General features: G+C 72.0%; 19 protein-coding genes. 10 read left to right on the forward strand and 9 right to left on the reverse strand.

Going from position 1 to position 22,254, the window contains the following annotated elements; translation table 11 throughout:
* The 4 genes from AB0M02_RS34990 to AB0M02_RS35005 are packed head-to-tail and all read left to right on the forward strand — an operon-like array spanning position 1 to position 4,355.
* Positions 1–999 (forward strand): LLM class flavin-dependent oxidoreductase, encoded by a 999-nt coding sequence (locus AB0M02_RS34990; RefSeq protein WP_364234916.1) that lies wholly within the window; start codon positions 1–3, stop codon positions 997–999.
* Entirely contained in the window at positions 992–2,269 is a 1,278-nt protein-coding gene (locus AB0M02_RS34995; protein WP_364234918.1) for an LLM class flavin-dependent oxidoreductase, read from the forward strand. The genes AB0M02_RS34990 and AB0M02_RS34995 overlap by 8 nt, the downstream gene beginning before the upstream one ends.
* A 5-nt stretch (positions 2,270–2,274) precedes the next feature.
* Positions 2,275–3,390 (forward strand): LLM class flavin-dependent oxidoreductase, encoded by a 1,116-nt coding sequence (locus AB0M02_RS35000; protein ID WP_364234920.1) that lies wholly within the window; start codon positions 2,275–2,277, stop codon positions 3,388–3,390.
* A gap of 26 nt (positions 3,391–3,416) precedes the next feature.
* Positions 3,417–4,355 carry a LysR family transcriptional regulator gene (locus tag AB0M02_RS35005; RefSeq protein ID WP_364234922.1) on the forward strand — a complete coding sequence of 313 codons (939 nt, stop codon included), beginning with the start codon at positions 3,417–3,419 and terminating at the stop codon, positions 4,353–4,355.
* A gap of 206 nt (positions 4,356–4,561) precedes the next feature.
* Here AB0M02_RS35005 and AB0M02_RS35010 read toward each other — a convergent pair whose 3' ends face one another.
* The 5 genes from AB0M02_RS35010 to AB0M02_RS35030 all read right to left on the reverse strand — a co-directional run bounded on the left by AB0M02_RS35010 (position 4,562) and on the right by AB0M02_RS35030 (position 9,176).
* Complete coding sequence (locus AB0M02_RS35010) at positions 4,562–5,419, reverse strand: glutathione S-transferase C-terminal domain-containing protein (protein WP_364234924.1); 858 nt, start codon at positions 5,417–5,419, stop codon at positions 4,562–4,564.
* A 406-nt stretch (positions 5,420–5,825) separates the two neighbouring features.
* Positions 5,826–6,521: a GNAT family N-acetyltransferase gene (locus tag AB0M02_RS35015; RefSeq protein WP_364234927.1), complete on the reverse strand. Its 696-nt coding sequence runs from the start codon at positions 6,519–6,521 to the stop codon at positions 5,826–5,828.
* A complete protein-coding gene (locus AB0M02_RS35020; RefSeq protein ID WP_364234929.1) occupies positions 6,518–7,387 on the reverse strand; it encodes an ABC transporter substrate-binding protein in 870 nt (289 codons plus the stop codon). The genes AB0M02_RS35015 and AB0M02_RS35020 overlap by 4 nt, the downstream gene beginning before the upstream one ends.
* Before the next feature lie 119 nt (positions 7,388–7,506).
* A complete protein-coding gene (locus AB0M02_RS35025) occupies positions 7,507–8,262 on the reverse strand; it encodes an amino acid ABC transporter ATP-binding protein (RefSeq protein ID WP_364234932.1) in 756 nt (251 codons plus the stop codon).
* Positions 8,259–9,176, reverse strand: a complete 918-nt coding sequence (locus tag AB0M02_RS35030; RefSeq protein WP_364234935.1) for an amino acid ABC transporter permease — start codon at positions 9,174–9,176, stop codon at positions 8,259–8,261. The genes AB0M02_RS35025 and AB0M02_RS35030 overlap by 4 nt, the downstream gene beginning before the upstream one ends.
* Positions 9,177–9,337: 161 nt before the next feature.
* On the opposite strand from AB0M02_RS35030, the gene AB0M02_RS35035 reads away from it, so the two are divergent.
* From AB0M02_RS35035 to AB0M02_RS35050, 4 genes are read left to right on the forward strand one after another with little or no spacing between them, the layout of a single operon-like run.
* Positions 9,338–10,204 (forward strand): ABC transporter permease, encoded by an 867-nt coding sequence (locus tag AB0M02_RS35035; protein ID WP_364234938.1) that lies wholly within the window; start codon positions 9,338–9,340, stop codon positions 10,202–10,204.
* A gap of 30 nt (positions 10,205–10,234) precedes the next feature.
* The gene (locus AB0M02_RS35040; protein ID WP_364235303.1) at positions 10,235–11,242 is read left to right on the forward strand and encodes a glycine betaine ABC transporter substrate-binding protein; all 1,008 of its coding nucleotides are present in this window, start codon (positions 10,235–10,237) and stop codon (positions 11,240–11,242) included.
* Complete coding sequence (locus AB0M02_RS35045; protein ID WP_364234941.1) at positions 11,229–11,993, forward strand: ABC transporter ATP-binding protein; 765 nt, start codon at positions 11,229–11,231, stop codon at positions 11,991–11,993. The genes AB0M02_RS35040 and AB0M02_RS35045 overlap by 14 nt, the downstream gene beginning before the upstream one ends.
* A gap of 42 nt (positions 11,994–12,035) precedes the next feature.
* Entirely contained in the window at positions 12,036–15,314 is a 3,279-nt protein-coding gene (locus AB0M02_RS35050) for a hypothetical protein (protein ID WP_364234943.1), read from the forward strand.
* A gap of 138 nt (positions 15,315–15,452) precedes the next feature.
* Here the strand turns inward: AB0M02_RS35050 and AB0M02_RS35055 are convergent, their stop codons facing one another.
* The 3 genes from AB0M02_RS35055 to AB0M02_RS35065 all read right to left on the reverse strand — a co-directional run bounded on the left by AB0M02_RS35055 (position 15,453) and on the right by AB0M02_RS35065 (position 19,124).
* Positions 15,453–16,256 carry an SAM-dependent methyltransferase gene (locus tag AB0M02_RS35055; RefSeq protein ID WP_364234946.1) on the reverse strand — a complete coding sequence of 268 codons (804 nt, stop codon included), beginning with the start codon at positions 16,254–16,256 and terminating at the stop codon, positions 15,453–15,455.
* A gap of 87 nt (positions 16,257–16,343) precedes the next feature.
* Entirely contained in the window at positions 16,344–18,005 is a 1,662-nt protein-coding gene (locus AB0M02_RS35060; RefSeq protein ID WP_364234949.1) for a glycoside hydrolase family 13 protein, read from the reverse strand.
* Positions 18,006–18,086: 81 nt separating this feature from the next.
* A complete protein-coding gene (locus AB0M02_RS35065) occupies positions 18,087–19,124 on the reverse strand; it encodes a LacI family DNA-binding transcriptional regulator (RefSeq protein ID WP_364234951.1) in 1,038 nt (345 codons plus the stop codon).
* A 92-nt stretch (positions 19,125–19,216) separates the two neighbouring features.
* Here AB0M02_RS35065 and AB0M02_RS35070 point away from each other — a divergent pair, with 92 nt between their 5' ends.
* Both AB0M02_RS35070 and AB0M02_RS35075 read left to right on the forward strand, forming a co-directional pair.
* Positions 19,217–20,008, forward strand: coding sequence for an MEDS domain-containing protein (locus AB0M02_RS35070; protein ID WP_364234954.1), 792 nt, complete (start codon positions 19,217–19,219; stop codon positions 20,006–20,008).
* Positions 20,005–20,907: a sensor histidine kinase gene (locus AB0M02_RS35075; RefSeq protein WP_364234956.1), complete on the forward strand. Its 903-nt coding sequence runs from the start codon at positions 20,005–20,007 to the stop codon at positions 20,905–20,907. The genes AB0M02_RS35070 and AB0M02_RS35075 overlap by 4 nt, the downstream gene beginning before the upstream one ends.
* On the opposite strand, the gene AB0M02_RS35080 is transcribed toward AB0M02_RS35075, so the two are convergent.
* Positions 20,882–22,219, reverse strand: coding sequence for a sulfite oxidase (locus AB0M02_RS35080; protein WP_364234958.1), 1,338 nt, complete (start codon positions 22,217–22,219; stop codon positions 20,882–20,884). The two genes, AB0M02_RS35075 and AB0M02_RS35080, sit on opposite strands and share 26 nt — an antisense overlap.
* Between the last annotated feature and the right edge of the window lie 35 nt (positions 22,220–22,254).

The following is a 22,254-nucleotide window of genomic DNA, read 5'->3' on the forward strand; positions in this document are numbered from 1 at the left end:
ATGACGCGACTCCATCTGGCGGCCGCCCTGGACGCCCGGCACTTCACCGCCGGGCCCTGGGCGGACCTGGTCCGCGCCGCCGACGAGGCGCGGCTCGACTTCGTCACCATCGACGACTCCTTCGGCCCGCCGCCCGGTGGCGCCCGGCCGGACGCGGTGCTGGTCGCGGCGCGAGTCGCCCCGCTGACCCGGCACATCGGGCTGGTGCCGGTCGCCACGACCACACACACCGAGCCGTTCCACCTCTCCACCGCGCTCGCCACCCTCGACTACGTGAGCAGGGGCCGGGCCGGGTGGCAGCCGCGCGTCTCCGGCGACGAGTCCGAGGCGTCGCTGCTCGGCCGCCGCGAGCCGCTCGGCGTGGAGGAGCTGTTCGCCGAGGCGGCCGACGCCGTCGAGGTGGTGCGCCGGCTCTGGGACAGCTGGCAGGACGACGCGATCATCAGGGACACCGCCACCGGCCGGTTCATCGACCGCGACCGGCTGCACTACATCGACTTCGCCGGCCCGTACTTCTCGGTGAAGGGACCCTCGATCGTGCCGCGGCCGCCGCAGGGGCAGCCGGTGATCGCCGCGCTCGCGCACGTCCCGGTCGCCTTCGCATTCGCCGGCCGGGCGGCCGACCTGGTCTTCATCACGCCCTCGGACGCCTGGTCGGCCGAGAAGATCATGCGGAAGCTGGACCCGCGGCTGAAGGTCTATGCCGACATCGTGGTCCATCTGGGGGACCGGCGCGGTGCCGCGCCCAGCGACGCGGCCGTCTTCTCGGGTACGGCCGTGCAGCTCGCCGACCTGATCGAGGCCTGGGCGAAATCGGGCATCGACGGCGTTCGGCTGCGTCCCGGTGAGCTGCCGCACGACCTGCTCGCGATCACCCGCGACCTGCTGCCCGAATTGCGCCGGCGCAATCTGTTCGAGCCGTCACAGATCGGGCAGTTGCGCGAGCGGCTCGGGCTTCCACGCGCTGCGAACCGCTACGAGGAGGCCGCGAATGCCTAAGCAGATCATCCTGGCGGCGCACTTCCCGGGCGTGAACAACACGACGGTCTGGAGCGACCCGCGCTCCGGCAGCCAGATCGAGTTCGACTCCTTCGAGCACCTCGCGCGCACCGCCGAGCGCGGCCGGTTCGACTTCTTCTTCCTCGCCGAGGGACTGCGGCTGCGCGAGCAGCGAGGGCTCATCCACGACCTGGACGTGGTGGGCCGCCCGGACACACTCACGGTGCTCGCCGCCCTGGCCGGGGTCACCGAGCACCTCGGGCTGGCCGGCACGCTCAACGCGACCTACCACGAGCCGTACGAGCTGGCCCGCCAGCTGGCCACCCTCGACCACCTCTCCGGCGGCCGGGCGGCGTGGAACGTGGTCACCTCGCCGGGCGCGTTCTTCGGCGAGAACTTCCGGCGCGGCGGGTTCCTGGACCACGCGGACCGATACGTCCGCGCCGGGGAGTTCATCGAGGCCGCCCGCCGGTTGTGGGACACCGGCGGCGGCGAGTTCGACATCGAGAGCAGCCAGTTCTCGATCCGGGGCCGGTTCGGGGTGCCGCGCAGCCCGCAGGGCCATCCGGTGGTGCTTCAGGCCGGCGACTCCGACGGGGGCCGGGACCTGGCCGCGAGGCACGCCGACGCGATCTTCTCCCGGCACCACCGGATCGACGACGCCCGGCAGTTCTACCGCGACGTCAAGCAGCGGGCGGTCACGAACGGCCGGGACCCGGACAGCCTGAAGGTCATCCCCGGCGTGTCCTATGTGCTCGGCGACAGCGACGCCGACGCGCAGGAGAAGGCGCACCACATCCGGCGGCAGCAGGTCAGCCCGCAGACCGCGATCCTGCTCCTGGAACAGCTGTGGAACCGCGACCTGTCGGAATACGACGCGGACGGCCCGCTGCCCGCCGTCGACCCGAAGCTCGACGAGGACGACACGATCATCAAGGGCCGGGCGGGGATGTACCCGGACCGTCTGAGGACCTCCTCCGAATGGCGCGCGAAGGCCGAGGCGAAGAACCTCTCGATCCGCGACCTGATCATCGAGGTGACCGGGCGGCAGAACTTCATCGGCACCCCGCAGCGGGTGGCCGAGCAGCTCAGCGAGTACGTCCAGACCGAGGCGTGTGACGGGTTCATCCTCGTCCCGCACCTGACCCCGGCCGGCCTCGACGACTTCGTGGACCGGGTGGTCCCGTTGCTGCAGGAGCGCGGCGTGTTCCGCACCGAGTACGAGACCACCACCCTGCGCGGCCATCTGGGCCTGCCGGAGAGGGGCTGAGCGCGATGCCCGTACCCCTGAACGTTCTTGACCTTGCCCCGCTCGTGGCCGGCGGCGATGTCCGCGACGCCCTGACCCGCACGCTGGATCTGGCCCGCCGGGCCGAGCAGTTCGGTTATCACCGCTACTGGGTGGCCGAGCATCACTTCACGCCGGGCGTGGCCGGCGCTCAGCCGGCGCTGCTGCTCGGGCAGATCGCCGCGGTGACCGACCACATCCGGCTCGGTTCCGGCGCGGTGCAGACCGGATTCCAGACCGCGTTGTCGATCGTGGAGCAGTTCGGGCTGATCGACGCGCTCTATCCGGGCCGGTTCGACCTCGGGCTGGGCCGTTCCGGTCAGGCCGCTCGTTCGGGAGAACGAACGTTCTTTCCGGAAACCCCGGATGAGGAGCGCGTCGTGGACGGCCTCCTCATCCCGAAGCACTTCTCCTGGGCGCCGATCTTCGCGTCCCAACGCTCTCAGCTGATCGGCAGCCTCCTGCAGCAGCCGGGTGCGCAGTCGCAGCCGCTGGGGGAGATCCTCGATCAGATCGAGGCGCTGCTCGCCGGGCCCTACGGCGACGGTGAGGGCAACGAGGTGCGTGCGGTGCCCGGCGAGGGCGCCGACCTGACGATCTGGCTGCTGGGCAGCAGCGGCGGGGAGAGCGCGCGAACGGCGGGGGCACGGGGCCTGCCGTTCGTCGCCAACTACCACGTCGCGCCGGCCAAGATCCTGGAGGCGGTGCGGGCCTACCGGGAGTCGTTCGTACCGTCGGCGTCGCTGCGCGAGCCGTACCTCATGGTCTCGGCGGACGTGCTGGTCGCCGAGGACGACGTGACGGCTCGGCGCCTGGCGGCGCCATACGCCCTGTGGGTGCGCAGCATCCGGAGCGGGCTCGGCGCGGTGCCGTTCCCCAGCATCGAGGAGGCTGAAGCGTACGAGTGGACCGACACCGATCGTGAACTGGTCGCCGATCGTGTCTCGACCCAGTTCGTGGGCTCGCCGCAGACGGTCGCCGAGGGCCTGGAGACGCTGCGGCGGGTGACCGGTGCCGACGAGCTGCTGATCACCACGATCGCCCACTCCCACGCGGATCGGGTCCGCTCCTACGAGTTGCTCGCCAAAGAGTGGCTGATATAACCTGATTTCTCCGCTTTTATCGTGATGTGGAGTTGCGGCAGCTCAGCTACGTCGAGGCGGTGGCGCGGTACGGCGGGTTCACCCGGGCCGCGGAACGGCTGCACGTGGCCCAGTCGGCGGTGTCCGCGCAGATCCGCGCCCTCGAAGCCGAACTCGGCCTGGCGCTGTTCGCCCGCACCACGCGGCGGGTGGCGCTGACACCGGCCGGGGAGCTGTTCGTCGCGCGGGCACGGCGAGTCCTGGCCGAGCTCGACGGGGCCCGTACCGAACTCAACGAGATCACCGCGGTGGTCAGCGGGCGGGTCAGCATCGGTGCCACGGTGACGCTCGGCCCGTACGATCTCCCGCAGGCCCTGGCCCGCTTCCGCGACCGATTCCCCGGCATCGCCCTGCGCCTGCGCTCCGGCCTGGTCACCGGCCTGCTCGGCGCCCTCGACGCGGGCGAGCTCGACCTGGTCGTCGGGCCGGTCCACGCCGACCTGCCGCCGCGGTTCGACGCGCTGCCCCTGGTCGACGAACACCTGGTGCTGGCGCTACCACTCGGGCACGTGCTGGCCCGCGGCGGCCGCCTGACCCTCGGCGAGGCGCGCGACGAGCCGTTCGTGAGCCTGCCACCGGGCCGTCCCCTGCGGTGGATCCTCGAGGACGCGGCACGCTCGGCGGGCTTCACACCACGGGTCGAATTCGAGGCGCCGGACGGTGCGGGCATCCGGGACCTGGTCGGTGCGGGCCTGGGGGTGGCGTTGCTGTCCCGGTACGCGGCGGAGGGCACACACGGGCCCGCGGTGGCGGTGCGGCATCTGCATCCACCGCCGGTACACCCGCCGATCGGGGTGATGCACTCGCGGGATCGGCCGTTGAGCCCGGCCGCCCAGTCGTGCCGCCACCATCTGGTGGAGATGGCCGGCCGCCAGCCGGAGCCGTCCCACCGCCCAGCCCCCGAGCCCTTCGACCCGGAGTCCTGATGTCGCACCGGCCAGCGCCCGAGCCCCTCGGCACGCAGTCCTGAGGTCGCGGCGACGAATCCTGAAGTCGCGCGTGCGCGGGGCTAGGGCGGCTTGCCAGCGGCGGGGGTGGGCGGTCCGGGCCGTTGCGCCGCTTGCGGGTCCAGGGGGGCGGCGGGCGCGCCCGTGCGTCGTTGCCGGGCGGCGTGGTCGGGCTGGGTCCGCGGTCATGCCCAGGGGGGCTTGGTGGCGCCCGGGGCCGTGAACGACTCGAAGCGGGTCGTGTCCCGGAAGGCGGGCAGGTCGTAGAGGCGCCGCGTGTACCGCCACAGGTGCGGATAGACGTGCAGTCCCGGGTTGATGGTGCGCGCCGCGTTCGGGCCGGCGTCGAAGCGGATCAGGGTGGGCCAGAGTCGCACGTCGGCCTCGGTGAGTGCGCCGCCCACCAGGAAATCGGTGTGTGCCAGCCGGCCGTCCAGCAGCTCGAAGGCCTCCAGCAGCGCGGACCGGGCGGCCGGGTCGTGCCCGGCGGAGTTCACCCCGCGGTTGACCGCCGGGCCGATCCAGCGGTCGAGGCGCTCGATCTCGTCGCGCAGCGCCGGAGGACAGGTGTCGACGGGTGAAGCGGCCAGGTGCCGGAACCGGGTGGCCAGGTCGACGCCGATGCCGGTGGGGTCGGTGCTGACCACGCGACTGGAGAAACGGTCCCAGAGCATCGGCACCGCCACGTGCCCGTCGAAGCCCTCTTCGGTCGCCTCGTAGGCCTCACGCAGCAACGTGAAACCGTTGACCGGATCGGGTCCGTGGAGTTCGCGGAACGCCCAGCCGCGCGCGTCCCGCTCGTCGTCGACATACGACATCGTGACGATGTCGTGCAGGCCGGCGAGTTCGCGGGTGATCGCGACGCGGTGGGTCCACGGACAGAACCACCCGCCGTAGACGTGATAGCGGAACGGCCGCGCCGTGAACGCGCCGTCGTCGGTGATCCGGCCTGTGAATCGCGTCTCCGGCGAGGTGCGGTACTCGCCGTAGGTGTCCACGTCGACCGGGCCGGCCAGGTGGGTGTGTGCGGTGAGGTGCGCCATGAAAACACTCTGGTGCAGCCCGGCGACGAAGTCAACCAAACCTACAGGTGAACTAGGCATTACCCCGATGTCGGGTCGGGCTCGGGTCGCCAGGCGGCCGGGGCGCGTGGCCGAGGCCGTAACGCCACTCACGGTGACGGCGTCGAAGGGTGCCCTCTGGCTCTGCGGAAACCCGGTGCGGCCACGGGCGCATCCGGTTTCCGCACAACCAAACCCATGCCTGATTCGCGGGCACCGACCGTGACCAAGTGCTCCCGCGCCGTCCACCGGGATACGGCCGCGCCCCGGCTCCCACCGCAATCCGGCGCCACTGAGGCGCAACCACGCACCCCACAGCGCGAGCACGCATCCAGCCGACGGCAACCGCATCCCGGAACCACAACCGGAGCGAGGGATAGCGCACCCTCTACAACCGGCGATACGCCGTGAAATCCGTCCTCTGCCGCAACGCGAAGCCGATCGACTCGTAGAGCCGGATCGCCGCCGCATTCCCCGCCGACGTGTGCAGGAACGGCACCTCCCCGCGCTCCCGAATACCCGCCGCCACCGCCCGCACCAGCCGCGTAGCCAGCCCACGCCCCCGAAACGCCGGATCCGTGCACACCGCGCTGATCTCCGTCCACCCGGGCGGACGCAGCCGTTCCCCAGCCATGGCGATCAGCGCGCCGCCCGCATCCCGGATCCCCAGGTAGGTCCCGAGTTCCACAGTCCGCGGCAGGAAGGGCCCCGGCTGCGTCCGCGAGACGAGTTCCAGGATCTCGGGCACGTCGGCCTCGCCGAGCCGCACCGCCTCCGGGGCCGGCGCCGCCCGCAGCGACACGTCGACGAGCTGCACGCCCGCGATGGTCCCCTCGACCTCCCAGCCCGGATGCGCGACACCACCCGCCCCCGCGATGGTCACCGCGGAGCCCACCGGCACGAGATGCGCCAGGTCCGCCCACGCTCGAGGATCGGACGGGTCCGCCAGAGCGTGGAACGGCGTGACGTCCGGCTGATAGCGCGCCGCCCGCCCGCGGATCTCGGCGAACCGCGCGTGGGCACCGGTCAGCGATGCCCACGCGGCGTTGTCCAGCAGTTCCGCCGAGGTCGTCGAGCGGGTCACTTGCCCTCGATCGGCAGGCCGGGCGGGTTCACCTCGGCCTTGGTCACGGCTTCGTCGGAGAGGTTCCATCGTTCGAGGATCTTGGCGTAGTCGCCGGACGAGATCAACTTGTCCAGCGCCGCCGCGTACGCCTTGATCAGCCCGTTGTCCTTCTTGGTGGTCAGCGCGATCAGACCCTGCAGGTCCTTGCCGGCGCCCGAGTAGGTCCCGACGATCTCGGTCTGCCCGGTCGTCGCCACGTGGTAGGCCGCCGACGGGTTCGGGCCGAGGTGCAGGTCGATCTGCCCGGAGCCCAGGGCGACGTACACCGCCTGGTTCGTCTGGTAGTACTTGATGTCGACCGCCGGCAGCCCCTGCTTGACCGCCTCCTCGCTCCACTCGACGAGGATCTTCTCCTGGTTGGTGCCCGAGCTCACCGACACCTTCTTGCCGGCCACATCGGCCGGTCCGCGCACGGTGAGACCGGAGCCCTTCTTCGCCAGGAACGCCAGGTTGTCCAGGCGGTAGGTGACGAAGTCGTACTTGAGCTTGCGCTCCTCGGTCACCGTGATGTTGGACGCGCCGATGTCGAACTTGCCGCTGTCCAGGCCGATGAACAGGTTCTCCCAGGAGGTGTTCTCCAGCACCGGTTCGAGGCCGAGGACGCCGGCGATCGCCACCGCGACGTCCGGCTCGCTGCCGATCAGCGTCTTGTTGTCGGTCGCCGCGAACGCGAGCGGCGGGAATCCGGAGCCGGCCGCGCCCACGCCGATCACCAGCTTGCCGGCCGACGCCGTCTTCGCGGGGAGCAGGGCGGCGATCGCGTCGTCCTTGGCCGGCACGACGCGGTTCTGGTCGGGGCTGTCATTGATCTTGACAGCGGCCACAGCGGAGGGATCGCCGGCAGCGCTTTCCCCGCTTTCGTCGGGCGCGGCGCAGGCGGTCAGGGTCAAGGCCGTTGCGACAAGTGCCAAAGCCCATTTCGTACGCATAAAGCTCCTCGTTCCTAAATGAGGACCTTGGACAGGAATGCCCGGGTCCGGTCGTGCTGCGGGTGATCGAGAACCTGATCCGGCGAGCCCTGTTCGACGATGCGGCCCTCGTCGAGAAAGACCACCGTGTCGGCCGCCTCCCGGGCGAAGCCGATCTCGTGCGTGACAACGATCATGGTGGTGCCGGCCCGGGCCAGGTCGCGGAGCACGTCGAGTACCTCGCCGACCAGCTCCGGGTCGAGTGCCGACGTCGGCTCGTCGAAGAGGATCAACCTGGGTTCCAGTGCCAGCGCGCGAGCGATCGCCACCCGTTGCTGCTGGCCGCCGGAGAGCCGGCGCGGGTACGCCTCGGCCCGGTCCGCGAGCCCCACCCGGTCGAGCAGCTCACGGGCCCGCTCGTGTGCCGTCGCCTTCGGTACGCCGAGCGTCGCGATCGGCGCCTCCGCGACGTTCTCCACGGCGGTGAGGTGCGGGAACAGGTTGAAGTTCTGGAAGACGAACCCGATCCGGGCGCGCTGCCGCAGGATCTGCCGTTCGCTGAGCTCGTGCAGCCGGTTGCCGGACTGGCGATACCCGATCAGCTCGCCGTCGAGCCGGACCAGGCCGCGGTCGACCTTCTCCAGATGATTGACGCAGCGCAGCAGCGTCGACTTGCCGGAGCCGGACGGGCCGAGGATCACGGTGACCGTCCCGGCCTTCGCGGTGAGGTCGACGCCCCGCAGCACGGGTGTGGAGCCGAACGACTTGTGCACGCCGCTGATCTCGATCATCGCAGTGCCGCCCTCAGCTTCTGGAACGGTGTCGGTGGCAGGTTGCGGACGGCGCCGCGGGCGAAGTGCCGTTCGGTGTAGTACTGCAGGATCGACAGAGCGGCGGTGAGGATCACGTACCAGACGGTGGCGACCATCAGCAGCGGCACGACCCGACCGTTCCGGCCGTAGATCACCTGTACCTGGTAGAACAGCTCGCCGATCGCCAGCACGTACACGATCGAGGTGCTCTTGAGCAGGTTCACGAGGAGGTTCGCCGCGTTCGGCAGGATCGCCCGCATGGCCTGCGGCAGCACGATCCGGAAGAACTGCCGGTACCGGGGCAGGCCCAGCGCGGCCGCCGCCTCGTGCTGGCCGGCGTCCACCGAGAGCAGTCCGGCGCGGATGATCTCCCCGGCGTACGCCGCCTCGTGCAGGGCGAGGCCGAGCAGCGCGGCGCCGAACGTACTGATCAGGTTGACGGTCGGGAACGACCAGCCGGGCCCGAACGGTATGCCGATCTGCAGCGTCTCGTAGAGGTAGCCGAGGTTGGCCCAGAACAGCAGCTGCACCAGCAGCGGCACGGACCGGAACACCCAGATGTAGGTCCAGCTCACCACGGACAGCACCGGGTTGCGGGACAGTCGCATCGCGGCCAGGGGTATGCCGCCGAGGAAGCCGAGGATCGCGCCGCCGACGGTCAGCAGGAGCGTCATGCCGAGCGCCTCGACGACCGACTTCTCCAGGAAGTACCCGAAGAAGGCTGGCCAGTCCCAGCCGGGGTTGGTGGCGAGACCGTGGACGAACTGGGCGAGCAGCACGGAGACCGCCGCCACGGCGACCCATCGCCAGGGATGCCGGGCCGGGACGACGACGAGGTCGTCCCTGTCCGGTGGCGTGGCGCTCTTCGCCCGCCGCTGTGACAGCACACTCATGGCGCAGACGCTAGGCAGCATCCGACTGAACCCTCAATACCTATGGGCGATATATGTTTAAACAGCCCGTGACGAACCGCCAGGTGGGACGGTATTGCCAGTAACCCCATAGATGCGATAGGAATAGCAGGCATTCACGCGTACCTCTGCCTGGAGTTTCCTTGACCACCTCCGTCGCCCCCGCGCCGCCGACCGGCCGCGCCGCCGGTCGGCAGGCCGGCAACGCCGCCGCGCTCGCGCCCGGCGGCGGCCTGCGCCGCCGCGTCGCGCTGCGCCTTCTCGCGCTGCTCGTGCTGTATCTCCTCTGGGAGATCACCGCGCGGGTCATGCGCAACCCGACCTTCATTCCCGCACCCTCGGCGGTCTGGCATCAGCTGATCGTCACCTCGACCACGCACGACGGCGTACGCGGATACAGCGGCCACCTGCTCATCGAGCACCTCGGCGTGAGCCTGCGCCGGATCGTCGTCGGCTCGGTGATCGGCATCGCCGGCGGCCTGGTCATCGGTGTGCTCATGGGCACCATCGGCTGGCTGCGTGTGGTCACCGAGCCGGTGGTCACGTTCGTCCGGGCGCTGCCGCCGCTCGCCTACTTCAGCCTGTTCATCATCTGGTTCGGCATCGACGAGACCCCGAAGCTGTGGCTGCTCTCGATCGCCGCGCTGCCGCCGGTCGCGGTCGCCACCGCCACCGCCGTGCAGGGCGCGCCCACCGGTCTCGTCGAGGCGGCCCGGGCACTGGGCGCCGGTCGCTGGCAGACGATCCGCGACGTCGTGCTCCCCGCCGGGCTGCCCGAGATCTTCACGGGGATCCGGATCGCGGTCGGTGTCGCGTACTCCTCGGTCGTCGCCGCCGAGACCATCAACGGCGTGCCCGGCATCGGCGGCATGGTCCGCGACGCCCAGCGCTACTCCCAGACCGACGTGGTCGTGCTCGGACTGTTCGCCATCGGCCTCTCGGGCCTGCTCATCGACGCCGCACTGCGGACAGCCGAGGACCGGCTGATCCCGTGGCGCGGCCGTTCCTAAGGAAAAACTGTGAGAAGAGCACTGTCTGTTGTGTTGGCCGTTGTGGTCGCCTCGACCGCTGCCTGCGGGAACGGCGCCGCGAGCGGTGGCCCTGACCCGGAGGAGAAGACCATCCGGATCGCGTACCAGGCGTTCCCCAGCGGCGACCTGATCGTCAAGAACCAGGGGCTGCTCGAGAAGGCGCTGCCGGACTACCGGATCACCTGGACGAAGTTCGACTCCGGCGCGAGCATCAACACCGCGTTCGTGGCCAAGAGCCTGGACATCGCCGCGATCGGCTCCAGCCCGGTGGCCCGTGGACTGTCCGCGCCGCTGAACATCCCGTACCAGGTGGCGTTCGTGCTGGACGTGGCCGGTGACAACGAGGCCCTGGTGGCCCGCAACGGCAGCGGTGTCACCGACGTGGCCTCGCTGCGAGGAAAGAAGGTCGCCACGCCGTTCGCGTCGACCGCCCACTACAGCCTGCTCGCCGCCCTCGACAAGGCCGGCGTGAAGGAGTCCGAGCTGACCGTCGTGGACCTGGAGCCGCAGGACATCCTGGCCGCGTGGACCCGTGGCGACCTGGATGCCGCGTACTCCTGGCTGCCCTCCCTCGACGAGCTGAAGAAGACCGGCAAGGTCCTCGTCACCAGCCGCGAACTGGCCGCCGGCGGCAAGCCGACCCTCGACCTCGGCGTGGTCTCGACCGACTTCGCGACCGCGCACCCGGAGGCGGTCGACGCGTGGCGCAAGGTGGAGGCGCAGGCACTGGACATCATCGCCACCGACCCGGCCGCCGCGTCCAAGGCCGTCGGTGCCGAGCTCAACCTCAGCCCCGACGAGGCGCTCAACCAGCTGAAGCAGGGCGTCTTCCTCAAGCCGGCCGACGTCTCCTCGCCGGAGTGGCTGGGCACCGAGGGCAACGTCGGCAAGCTCGCCGACAACCTGGTCAGCGCCGCCGAGTTCCTCAAGTCCCAGCAGAAGATCGACGCGGTTCCCACGCTGGACCAGGTCAAGCAGTCCATCTACGTGAAGGGGCTACCCGGTGTCCTCGGCTGACGCCGTCGTCCTCTCGGACGTCTCGCACTCCTATGGCGACGTCACCGCCGTCGGGCCGGTCGACCTGACCGTCCCGGCGGGGGAGTTCCTCGTGCTGGTCGGCGCCTCCGGCTGCGGCAAGAGCACCCTGCTGCGCCTGATCGCCGGCTTCGAGCAGCCGGCCGCGGGCTCGGTGCTCGCGGCCGGCGCGCCCCCGGTGCCCGGCAAGGGCGCCGGGCTGGTCTTCCAGCAGCCACGCCTGTTCCCGTGGAAGACGGTCGGCGGCAACGTAGCGCTCGCCCTGAAATATGCGGGTATTCCGGCTACCTCTGCGCGAATCGATCAGCTGCTGGCTCAGGTGGGCCTGCACGACGTGGCTCATCGCCGCACCTGGCAAATCTCCGGCGGCCAGCAGCAGCGGGTGGCGATCGCCCGCGCCCTGGCCGTCGACAACCCGCTGCTGCTGCTCGACGAGCCGTTCGCGGCCCTCGACGCCCTCACCCGCGAACGCCTCCAGGAGGATCTGCGCCGGGTGAGCGCCGAAACCGGCCGCACCAGCATCTTCGTCACCCACAGCGTCGACGAGGCCGTCTTCCTCGGCAGCCGCGTCGTGGTCCTCACGCCCCGCCCCGGCCAGATCGCCCTGGACCTCCGGATCGACCTGCCCCGCACCGGCCTGGCCCCGGACGAACTGCGTGGACTGCCGGAGTTCGCCGCCCTCCGGGCCGAGATAGGCCACGCCATCCGGGACCGGGCGGAGGCCCTCGCCTGACAACCCGCCCCGTCGGGTGCGGCGCCCGGCACAATCGTCAGCATGATCGATGCGACCAGGGACCTCCTCGCGGCGCTGGACCCGCTCTCGTACCGGGAGCGGATGCGCCACCTTGCCACCTGGGCACGAACCTCGCCCGACACCGCCCGCGTCTGCGCCGACCTGCGGACCGGGGAGACCTACGAACGGCAGCTCGCCCTGACCGCCTCCATGGTCATCGGGGACACGGCGGGCATCGAGGAGGCCGCCCGTGACCCGCGCCCGGCGATTCGCGCGGCCGCGCTGCGGGCCGCTGTCCGGCGCGGGCTGATCACCCGGCTGCCGGAGGACGTCTCTGCTCGGGAGCGCCGGTTGATCTACCGCACCGTGCGCGGAATGCGGGCGCCGGACGCGGCGGAGGCGATGATCGGGGAGGTCCGGGAGCGGTTCGGGGACGGAGAGGCCGCCGGGTTGCTCGCGGCCTGCGGACCCGGCACGGTACGAGAGCTCCTGCCCGCCCTGGAACACCGGGTGAACCTGGCCGCCCTGACCAGGAGCCACCCCGCCGAGGTGCTGCGGCGGGTGGCGGAACGCCTCGAAGCGGCCCGCCCGGAGGACCGGCTGACCATCTGGGGCCGCACCAGCCACGCCGTCCTGAGCTGTGACCCGGGCGGGGTGCTGGACCTGCTGGAGCGCCACGGCCCGGAGAACATGCTGCCGGGGCGGCTCGACGACTACGCCCGGCTCGCCGCGCACGACCCGGGCAGGGTGGCACGTCTGCTGACCCACCCGGACAGGGCCGGCTGGCTCGCGTACACGAAGTTGCCGAACGCTCTGCTGCGCCGCCTCGCCTGCCTGAGCACCGACGAGCTCGCGCCGATCGCCCGCCGGGTGCGGCGCAACCGCAGCCTGTCCGCCCTGCTCGCGGTCCTGGCGCCGGCGCGGCGCGGCGAGATCTACGACGCGGCCATGTCTGACGTGGACACGAAGACGCTGATTCCGGCGGTCGAGGTGATGGAGGCGCTGCCGGCGGCGATCCGGATCCGCGAGGCGGCCCGGCTGCTGACACTGCCCGACATCATCGAGCAGGAGGCGAAGGTCCGGCAGTGGAGCGCCTACCTCGCCTGGCCGGACGCGAAGGCCGCGCTGACCGCCACGCTCGCCTCGGGTGACGCCGGTGAGCGAGCCGACGGGTACCGCCTGCTCGTCGACGCGGCACGCCGGTCGCGGGACCCGCGCGCGGTGGCCGAGGTGCTGGAGTTGCTCGGGCGGCTGCGCAACGAGCAGGACCCGGTACGCTCCGCGGCCCTCACCGCCCTGTCCGCCCTGGCCGGGCTGCTGACAGCGGAGTCGGCGCCGCGGCTCGCCCGGCTGACCACCGACGCTGTCGAGGCGCGGGACGCGTCCGCCGCCACCACGACCGCTCTCAGCCGGCTCGCGGCCGACACGCTGCGGCATCACGTCGACGACCCGGCCCTGACCGACTGGGCCCTGCTCACCATCGACCTGGTCAGTACCACCAGTACGGTGCCGGTGCTGCGCGGCTTCGACACGGTGCTGCGCCGCGGGCAGGAGACGATGGTCTTCGAGCGGCTCCGCGAGTGGGTGGAGCGCGGCATGCGGCGCGGGTGGTACGGGCCGCTGTTCGCGCTGACCCGCGCGCTCGGGCGGCGCGCCTGGGCGCTGCCGGGACTGCAGGAGCTGCTGCGCCGGGCGATCGGGCCGGGGACGCTGCCGGGGGTGGCGAGCCAGGCGATCGGCTACTGGCTGGAGGCGCCGCGCGGGCGGGACCAGCGGGCCGGGGAGGTGCTCGCGGCGGACCTGAGCGCGGTGACGAACAGCGTGGTGTGGCGGGTGGTGTGCCGGCGGCGTACCGACCTGCTGGACCGGGTGCTCGGCGAGCCGGTGGAGGGCCGGTTCGTGCAGGCCGGGGTGCGGTGGGTGCCGAGCTATGCGGTGTACGCGGACCGTTGGCTCCCACGCCAGCAGGAGCGGTTCGTCGCGCTGCAGGAGCTGCGGGCCCGGGACGCGGGTGGAGGCGCGGGCCGGGGCGCGGGTCGGGACGTTCGGCTGATCGCGTCGGCGGTCTCGGCGGCCGCGGAGGTCGGTGCGGCCGGCCGGGAGTTCGTGCTGCGTCACGTCGGCTCGCCGGACGTGGTGGTCGCGGAGGCGGCGCTCGGCGCGCTGATCTGGACGGACCGGCCGGACGAGGCGCTGCCGGTGCTGCTCGGGCACGCCGGTGACGACCGGGCGCGGGTGGCGCTCTATGCGGCGGGCCGCGCGGCGTCCTGGGTCCGGCCGTCGCTGCTGCCGGAACTGCTGCTCCCGGTGCTGACCGGCCCGGCCAGGGTGACCAGCAAGAAGGAGGCGGCGCGGCTGCTCGCGCGGTTCGGCCCGGCGTCGGCGATGAGCGGGCTGCTGGCGGCGTACGCCGATCCGGCCGCGCACCGCGACGTGCGCGCGGCGATCGTCTCCGCCGCCCGGCAGAGCCTGCAGCACGACGCGAGCTGGGCGATCCTCGACGCGGCCCGTGCCGGCAGCCGCGAGGAACAGCGCAGCGTCCTCGCCGCATGGCCGTATCTGATCGCCGAACGCCATCGGGCCCGCTATGCCGCGCTGATCGTCGCCGCCTGTCGCTCGGACGACCGCGAGGTCCGTCGCGCGGCCTGGCAGCGGGTGCCGGACTGGGCGGCGTGGACGGGTGACCTGACCGGGCCGGTCGTCGACCGGTTCACCGATCTCGGCGAGGAGCCGGAGGCCGGCGAGATCACCCGGCTGTTGCAGGCGCTGCGCGGCGGCGGTCTGCGGGAGGCGTTCGAGCGGCTGACCGAGCGCGACGCGAACGACGGCGATCCCGGCGGTCCCGGGTCGGACCGCCCGGCGCGGCGGCGCATCGAGGCTCTGGCGCGGGCGGCGGTGACCTGGTCGCGCAACGCACCGGCCGGAATTGATCGGGGCGTGGCGGCCGGTGCGGTGCGCCGGCTCGCGGACCGGCCGGACTGTGCGGCGGTCGCGGTCGTCACGCTGATCGGGCTGGGCCGGCTGGACAATCTGGACACCGTGGCCGACCTGTGCGCGGGGCGGCCGGTCCTGGCGGTGCGTGCGGCCGAGCGGGCCGGCGGCCGGATGCGGGAGCTGCCGGGTGAGCAGGAGAGGCTGGGCCCGGTGATCGACGCTCTGGCCGGGCGCGGCGATCTCGCGGGTGGGTTGCTCGCGGCGGCGCTGGTCCGGGCCGGTGCGGGGTTCGGCTGGGCGGAAGCCTGGCAAGTGCGCCTGCTGCGGCTCCGGGAGCATTCCCAGGAAGAGGTACGGGAGGAAGCACTCGCGATCGACATGAGCTGATCGCCGCCGGCACGCATGGGCCGGCGGCGGGGGACGGCAGGGAGGGAGCTCCCGGCCGGTCCGCCTCGGGCTATGGGGACTGTGTTGATCGCGCGTAGCAAAGAAGAAGCGGAGGAAAGTCGCCCAGCCTGACCGAAATCAGGGTTTGCGGCCGACGGCGCCGAACTCGTCGACCGGGCGGAGTTCGTCCGGTTCGGCGTCGGGGGAGGGTCGCCACTGGGCGCACGGGACCAGGCCCGGCTCGAGGACCTCGAGGCCTTCGAGGTAGCGGGCGAGCTGGTCGGGGTGGCGCAGATGGTAGGAGAGGGGCGCGTTGGCGTTCCAGACGCCGATGGCCTCCTCGAAGGCCGGGCCGTCGAGGACGTTGGTGCCGTCGGCGGTGACCAGGTAGCTGCCGGAGGGTAGCGCGCCGAGCAGCGTGCGCACGATCGTGACGGCCTCGTCGAGGTTGGGGACGTGGCCGAGAATGTTCATCAGGATGAGGCCGACGGGCTCGTCGAGGTTCAGGATGTTGCGTGCCGCGGCGATGATCTTGTCGGGCTCGTGCAGGCTGGCGTCGATGTACTCGGTGGCGCCCTCGGGGGTGCCGGTGAGCAGGGCCCGCGCGTGCACCAGGACCAGCGGGTCGTTGTCGACGTAGACGATCCGCGACGCGGGCGCGGCGGCCTGGGCGACCTGGTGGGTGTTCTCCGCGGTGGGCATGCCGGTGCCGACGTCGAGGAACTGGCGGATGCCGGCGTCGGCGGCCAGATGGGTGACCGCGCGCTTGAGGAACGCCCGCGACTGGCGGGCCACCACGGTGATGTCCGGGTAGAGGTTGGCGAAGTCGTCGCCGACCTGCCGGTCCACCTGGTAGTTGTCCTTGCCGCCCAGCCAGTAGTTCCAGACCCGCGCGGAGTGCGGGACGCTGGTGTCGAGCTTCGCGGCGTCGCTGTCGGTCATAAGCGGGAAGCATACGCCGCCCGGGAAAGTCCGATCAGGACGGTGCCCGGCCACCCCCACCGTCCTGGGGTGGCCGGGACGCTGTTTTCAGATCGCCCACCAGACCGTGGTGTCCGGCGGCAGCACGACGTCGTCCGGTGTGCCGTCGACCGGGCCGCTGGCCAGCAGCAGCTCGCCGGGGCGGCCGATCGCGACCGGCTCCGGGCCCATGTTGACGGTGCAGCGGAAGCCCGTCCCGCGCTCGAAGGCGAGCACCCCGGCGGGTGCGCTGATCCACTCCAGGTTGTCGGTCGGCTGTAGCGCCGGGTTCGTCTTGCGGATCCGCAGGGCGGCGCGGTAGAGCTCCAGCGTGGAGCCCTCGACGCCGGCCTGCGCGGTCACGCTGAGCCCGGCCCACGAGGCCGGCTGCGGCAGCCAGCTGCCGCCACCGTCCGGGCCGAAGCCGTACGGGGCGACCGTGCCGCTCCACGGGATCGGCACCCGGCAGCCGTCGCGGTAACCGTCCTGGCCGGTGGCCCGGTGGAACGCCGGGTCCTGGCGCACCTCCGGCGGCAGGTCGAGCACCTCGGGCAGGCCGAGCTCCTCACCCTGGTAGAGGTACGCCGAGCCGGGCAGCGCCAGCATCAGCGCGGACGCGGCGCGGGCCCGGCGCAGGCCGGCCGTCTCGTCGACAGCCACCGCCTTGCGGCCGGCCACCTCGCCGTCGGCGGTCTGCATGAGACGGGTGGTGTGCCGGACCACGTCGTGGTTGGACAGCGTCCAGGTGGTCGGCGCGCCGACGGTACGCATCGCGGCCAGCGAGTCGTCGATCATCTGCCGCTGCTCGTGGACGTTCCACGCGGTGCCCAGGTAGCTGAAGTTGAACGCTTGGTGCAGCTCGTCGGCGCGGACGTAGTGCGATACCCGGGCCAGGTTCGGCGCCCACGCCTCGGCCACGGCGATGCGCTCGCCGGGGTACTCGTCGAGGATCCGGCGCCAGTCGCGGTAGATCTCGTGCACGCCGTCACGGTCGAAGCACGGGCTCTCGCCGACGCCCAGCAGGTGCCACTCGGCGTCCGAGCCGACGTCCGGCAGGCCGTCCTCCTTGACCAGGCCGTGCGCCACGTCGACGCGGAAGCCGTCGACGCCCAGGTCGAGCCAGAACCGCAGGATGGTCTTGAACTCGTCGCGGACCGCCGGGTGCTCCCAGTTGAAGTCCGGCTGCTCGGGGGCGAACAGGTGCAGGTACCACTCGCCGTCCTCGACGCGAGTCCAGGCCGGTCCGCCGAAGATGGACGGCCAGTCGTTCGGCGGCAGCTCGCCGTTCTCGCCCTTGCCCGCGCGGAAGTGGTAGCGCTCGCGGAACGGCGAGCCGGGGCCGCCGGCGATCGCCTTGCGGAACCACTCGTGCTGGTCCGACGAGTGGTTGGGCACGAGGTCGACGATGACGCGCAGGCCGAGGGCGTGCGCGCCGGTGATCAGCTCGGAGGCGTCGGCGACGGTGCCGAAGATCGGGTCGACCGTCCGGTAGTCGGCGACGTCGTAGCCCGCGTCCGCCTGGGGGGAGGCGTAGAACGGGGAGAGCCAGACCGCGTCCACTCCCAGGTCCCGCAGGTACGGCAGCCGGCCGGTGATGCCGGGCAGGTCGCCGATGCCGTCGCCGTTCGAGTCGGCGAAGCTGCGCGGGTAGATCTGGTAGATGACCGCGTTGCGCCACCAGGATGCGGGCGGCGCCTCCACGGCGGGCGGTGCGATCAGTGCATCTGTCATGAGCGGAAAAGGTAGCAGGCAACTAACTCGTGTTACAGACCTGCGCGTTGCTTTCTTTCTGCAAGTTCTTGCAACGCGCCGTTATGCCGCTTTTGCGGTGGAATCCCGGACGATCAGCGTCGTCCCGAGAGTCTGGTGCGGGTGCTGGTCCTCGCCGCGGATCGCCGAGACGAGGAAGTCCGCGGCGATCCGGCCCTTCGTGACGATCGGCTGCCGCACGGTCGTCAGCCGCGGCCGGAACCACGCGGACTCGGCCAGGTCGTCGAAGCCGGTCACCGACACCTGCCCCGGCACGTCGACACCGAGCTCCTGCAGGGCGTCGACCGCGCCGTACGCGAGGACGTCGGAGAGCGCGAGGATCGCCGTCGGTGTCTCGCCCTCGGCCATCAGCTCGCGCGCCGCCCGATAACCGTCGGTGCGGGTCACCGGCACCTCGGCCAGCCGCACGTCGGCCAGGCTCAGGCCCACCTCGGCCAGCGCGTCGCCGATCCCGGCCAGCCGGCGGGCGAGCGGGCCGTAACTGCCCCGGGCCAGCGCCTGCCGCTCGGCGCCGATGGACAGCACCGCGAGCCGCCGGTGCCCGAGTTCGAGCAGATGCCGGGCCACCTCGCGGGCACCACCCCGGTCGTCCACCTCGACACTCGGCGCGCCCTCGTGCCGGTCGCTGTCGATCAGCACGAACGGGATGCCGCGACGGTCCAGTTCGGCCACCTCGCCGCGGTCCTTCTCCAGGCCGCAGACGATGAAGCCGTCGACCGCCGCGTACGGAATCGCCTTGAGCACCGAGTCCTGCAGCGGCGGCGTCAGCAGCAGCGTGTAGCCCTCCTGGTCGCACACCTGGCCGGCGCCCATCAGGAACCGTGAGTAGTACGGGTTCTCCAGGACCCGGGCCAGCCGCTGCGGCAGCAGCACGCCGATCGAGTTGGTGGTGCCGGCCTGCAGCATCCGCCCGAGGGTGCTGGGCACGTAGTTGAGCTGCTGAGCGGCCTCGAGGATCCGGGTCCGGGTGGCCGCCGAGATCCGCTGCGGGTTGTTGAAGGCGAACGAGACCGCCGACCGCGACACCCCCGCGGCCGCCGCCACGTCGCTCGACGTGGGTTTGGGCCTTCGCGACGGCATGCACGCTCCCTGGGTCGGCGCCTCACCCTATCTGTTCCCCCGGACGGGCGACGCCTCGCCATCCCGCGCTGCCCCGGTGGCACCCTTGGGCCATGACGCACACCTGCTGGTCATACGACGATCATCAGGCGTTCGTCGCGCACGCGCGGTCGTTCCTGCACGCCGGCCTGGAGGCCGGCGAGCGGGTCTGGTACGTACCCGGGCCCCGCTCCAACGGTGTCGTCGGCTGGCTGCTCGACGAGGCCCCCGCCTGGCCCGAGGGCACCGTCCGGGTGCTCGACCCGCTCGAGGTCTACCGCCCGGACCAGCCGTTCGACCCGGCCGCCCAGATGGCGGCGTACGTGAGCGCCACCGAGGACGCCGTCGCGGCCGGGTTCACCGGGCTGCGTGTGGTCGGCGACGGCACCGCGATGGTCCGCACCCGGCAGCGGCTCGACGCGTTCGTCCGGTACGAGTACGCGATCGGCCGCTACATGCGCACCGCGCCGTTGCAGGCGGTCTGCGTCTACGACCGGGCCGAGCTCGGCGAGCGGGCCGTCACCGAACTGGCCTGCGTACATGCGAGCTCGAACGCCGCCCAGGTGCCGTTCCAGCTGCACGCCGGGCGCACCTCGGCCGAGACCGTGCTCGCCGGCGAGGTGGACGCCGCCGCCGAGGACCTGTTCCTGTCCCTGTTCGAGCGCGCCGACCTGCGCCCGGCCGACGGCGAGATCGTCATACACGCCACCGGGCTGGCGTTCATCACCCACCGGTGCCTGATCGGGCTGCAGCGGCACGCCGAGCGCCGGTGCCTGACCCTGGTGATACGGACCCGCCTGCGGACCGTGGCGCCGATGGCCGAGGCCCTCGCGCTCACCAGCCTGCGCGTCGAGGCGGTCGCATGAAGGGCCACCGGCACGACGCCGTCTGCTACGACTCCGCCGAGCAACTGCTCTCGGTCGTGGTGCCGTTCCTGCTGGGCGGGATCGCGTCCGGCGAGCCGACCCTGGTGACGCTGAGCCGGTGCACCGCCGACCTGATCCGGGCCGCCCTGCCACCCGGCGGCGGCGTGACGTTCCTGGCCGACGGCTCGGTCTACGCCCGTCCGGCGGCGGCGATCCTGCGCTACCGGGAGCTGTTCGCCGGGCACGTCGCCGGTGGGGCGCCGCGCATCCGGATCCTGGGTGAGCTGCCGCGCGAGGCGCTGGGCTCCACATGGGACTGGTGGGCGCGGTACGAGGCGGCGGTCAACGACGTGTACGACGAGTTCCCGATCTGGAGCATGTGCGTCTACGACATGCGGGTCACACCGGCCGGGGTGCTCAGCGACGTGCGGCGTACCCACCCGCACAGCTTCCTGCCCGGCGGCCGGTACGCGACCAACACCGGCTACACCGACCCGGGCGTGTTCCTCACCGAGCACCGGCCGGTGCCCGCCGACCCGTTGCAGTACGCCGCACCGCTGATCGAGCTGACCGACCCGTCCCTGGGCGAGGCGCGTTCGGCGGTGCGGGGGATCCGGCCGGAGCCGCTCGACGAGCTGCTGCTGGCCGTCAGCGAGGCGGTCACGAATGCCCGCCAGCATGGTCAGGGCAGGGTGCGGCTGCGGGCGTGGCAGGGCTCCGGCCGGGTGGTGGTGTCGGTGACCGACGAGGGGCCCGGGCCGGTCGACCCGTACGCGGGACTGCTCCCGACCGCCGGCCACGGGCTGTGGCTGTCCCACCTGCTCTGCGACCACGTGGCTCTGGACCGGGGGGCCGGCGGCTTCACCATCAGGCTCACCGGGCGGTTACCGGCACTTTGACCACCGCGTCGAACAGGTATCCGAGAGTGTTGTGCCGGGCCGTGTCCGGCTGGGTGCCGCCGTGCACGTCGGTGGCCCGCGCGAGCAGGACATGCTCGCCGGCGGCGGGTGTCCAGTCCAGCTCCCAGCGCTGCCAGACGCCGCCCGGGGTGGCGCCGTACGGCCGGGCCCGCCGCCAGGACGCGCCGCTGTCGGTGCTCACCTCCACCTTCCTGATCGGCCCGTTCGCCGACCAGGAGCGGCCGGTCAGGCGGGTGCGCACCCCGGCGGGGAAGGTCGCGCCCGGGTCGAGCTCGAACGCGCTCTTGATCACCTGACGGTCGAAGGGCAGGCCGTCGACCGGGTAGCCCTCGCCGAACAGCCGGTAGAACTGCGTGTTCCACGGGGAGAAGAGCGGCTCGGCGGAGACCTCGATGCGGCCCACCCACTTGATCGAGGCGATGCCGATCCAGCCGGGCACCAGCACGCGGAGCGGGGCGCCGTGGTCGGGCGGCAGCGGTTCGTCGTTCATCTCGTACGCCAGGAGCACGTCGTCGAGCGCCTTGCGAATCGGGAACGGGCGCCGCACCGGCCCGAGGTCGACACCACCGCTGACGAAGTTGGCGTCCAGGCCGGTCGGCTGCACGTCGACGGCGTGGCGGCTGAGCCCGGCCCTGCGCAGGACGGTCGACAGCCTTACACCCCGCCAGCGGGCCACACCGACCGCGCCCAGGCCCCAGGCGGTGCCGGAGACGGTCTGGCCCTGCTGCCTGGTGTAGTAGCTGCGGCCGTTGCCGGCGCACTCGACGGCGACCGCCCGGGTCTCGCTCGGCAGCCTCTTGAGGTCGCGCAGGCTGAACTGCGCGCCCTCGCCGCGCAGCCCCGAGCCGGAGACCTCCAGGCTCCAGGTGGCCGGGTCGATGATCGGCGTGCTGGTGTGGTTGCGGACGAAGAACCGGTCGATCGGCACGTAGTAGCCCTGGTCCTTCAGCGCCGACCAGCGGGTCTCGGCGTTGGTGCCGAACACCGTGAACAGCTCCGGCGGCAGGGGTTTGACGATCGGGCCGGCGGCGAACGCGGGTGCGTTCGCGGCCGTGTTTGCGGGTGCGTTCGCGGCCGGGCTCGTGGGTGCGTTCGCGGCCGTGCTCGCGGGTGCGTTCCCGGCCGTGCTCGCGGGTTCGGGGAGGGCCGTCGCGGTCGCCGGTTCGGGGAGGGCCGTCGCGCCGACACCTATCGCCGCGCTGAGCATCAGCAGATCGCGACGGGAGAAGCCGCGCGTGTGGCCGGCCTGGAAGTCCCGCAGCCGGCTGTCGTCGTAGTCACCCTCGTTCATTAGTGCAGCCTATAGGCTAAGTAGGAATTGTGGGT

Origin of the sequence: Actinoplanes sp. NPDC051861, assembly GCF_040681145.1 — a bacterium.
Taxonomy (GTDB): Bacteria; Actinomycetota; Actinomycetes; order Mycobacteriales; family Micromonosporaceae; genus Actinoplanes.

What these genes read in the sequence shown, in the direction of transcription:
- AB0M02_RS35080 (WP_364234958.1), bottom strand. Translation starts at nt 22,219, where the DNA reads ATGAACGAGGGTGACTACGACGACAGCCGGCTGCGGGACTTCCAGGCC.
- AB0M02_RS35010 (WP_364234924.1), bottom strand. Translation starts at nt 5,419, where the DNA reads ATGGCGCACCTCACCGCACACACCCACCTGGCCGGCCCGGTCGACGTG.
- AB0M02_RS34995 (WP_364234918.1), top strand. Translation starts at nt 992, where the DNA reads ATGCCTAAGCAGATCATCCTGGCGGCGCACTTCCCGGGCGTGAACAAC.
- AB0M02_RS35060 (WP_364234949.1), bottom strand. Translation starts at nt 18,005, where the DNA reads ATGACAGATGCACTGATCGCACCGCCCGCCGTGGAGGCGCCGCCCGCA.
- AB0M02_RS35065 (WP_364234951.1), bottom strand. Translation starts at nt 19,124, where the DNA reads ATGCCGTCGCGAAGGCCCAAACCCACGTCGAGCGACGTGGCGGCGGCC.
- AB0M02_RS35075 (WP_364234956.1), top strand. Translation starts at nt 20,005, where the DNA reads ATGAAGGGCCACCGGCACGACGCCGTCTGCTACGACTCCGCCGAGCAA.
- AB0M02_RS35050 (WP_364234943.1), top strand. Translation starts at nt 12,036, where the DNA reads ATGATCGATGCGACCAGGGACCTCCTCGCGGCGCTGGACCCGCTCTCG.
- AB0M02_RS35030 (WP_364234935.1), bottom strand. Translation starts at nt 9,176, where the DNA reads ATGAGTGTGCTGTCACAGCGGCGGGCGAAGAGCGCCACGCCACCGGAC.
- AB0M02_RS34990 (WP_364234916.1), top strand. Translation starts at nt 1, where the DNA reads ATGACGCGACTCCATCTGGCGGCCGCCCTGGACGCCCGGCACTTCACC.
- AB0M02_RS35070 (WP_364234954.1), top strand. Translation starts at nt 19,217, where the DNA reads ATGACGCACACCTGCTGGTCATACGACGATCATCAGGCGTTCGTCGCG.
- AB0M02_RS35055 (WP_364234946.1), bottom strand. Translation starts at nt 16,256, where the DNA reads ATGACCGACAGCGACGCCGCGAAGCTCGACACCAGCGTCCCGCACTCC.
- AB0M02_RS35000 (WP_364234920.1), top strand. Translation starts at nt 2,275, where the DNA reads ATGCCCGTACCCCTGAACGTTCTTGACCTTGCCCCGCTCGTGGCCGGC.
- AB0M02_RS35025 (WP_364234932.1), bottom strand. Translation starts at nt 8,262, where the DNA reads ATGATCGAGATCAGCGGCGTGCACAAGTCGTTCGGCTCCACACCCGTG.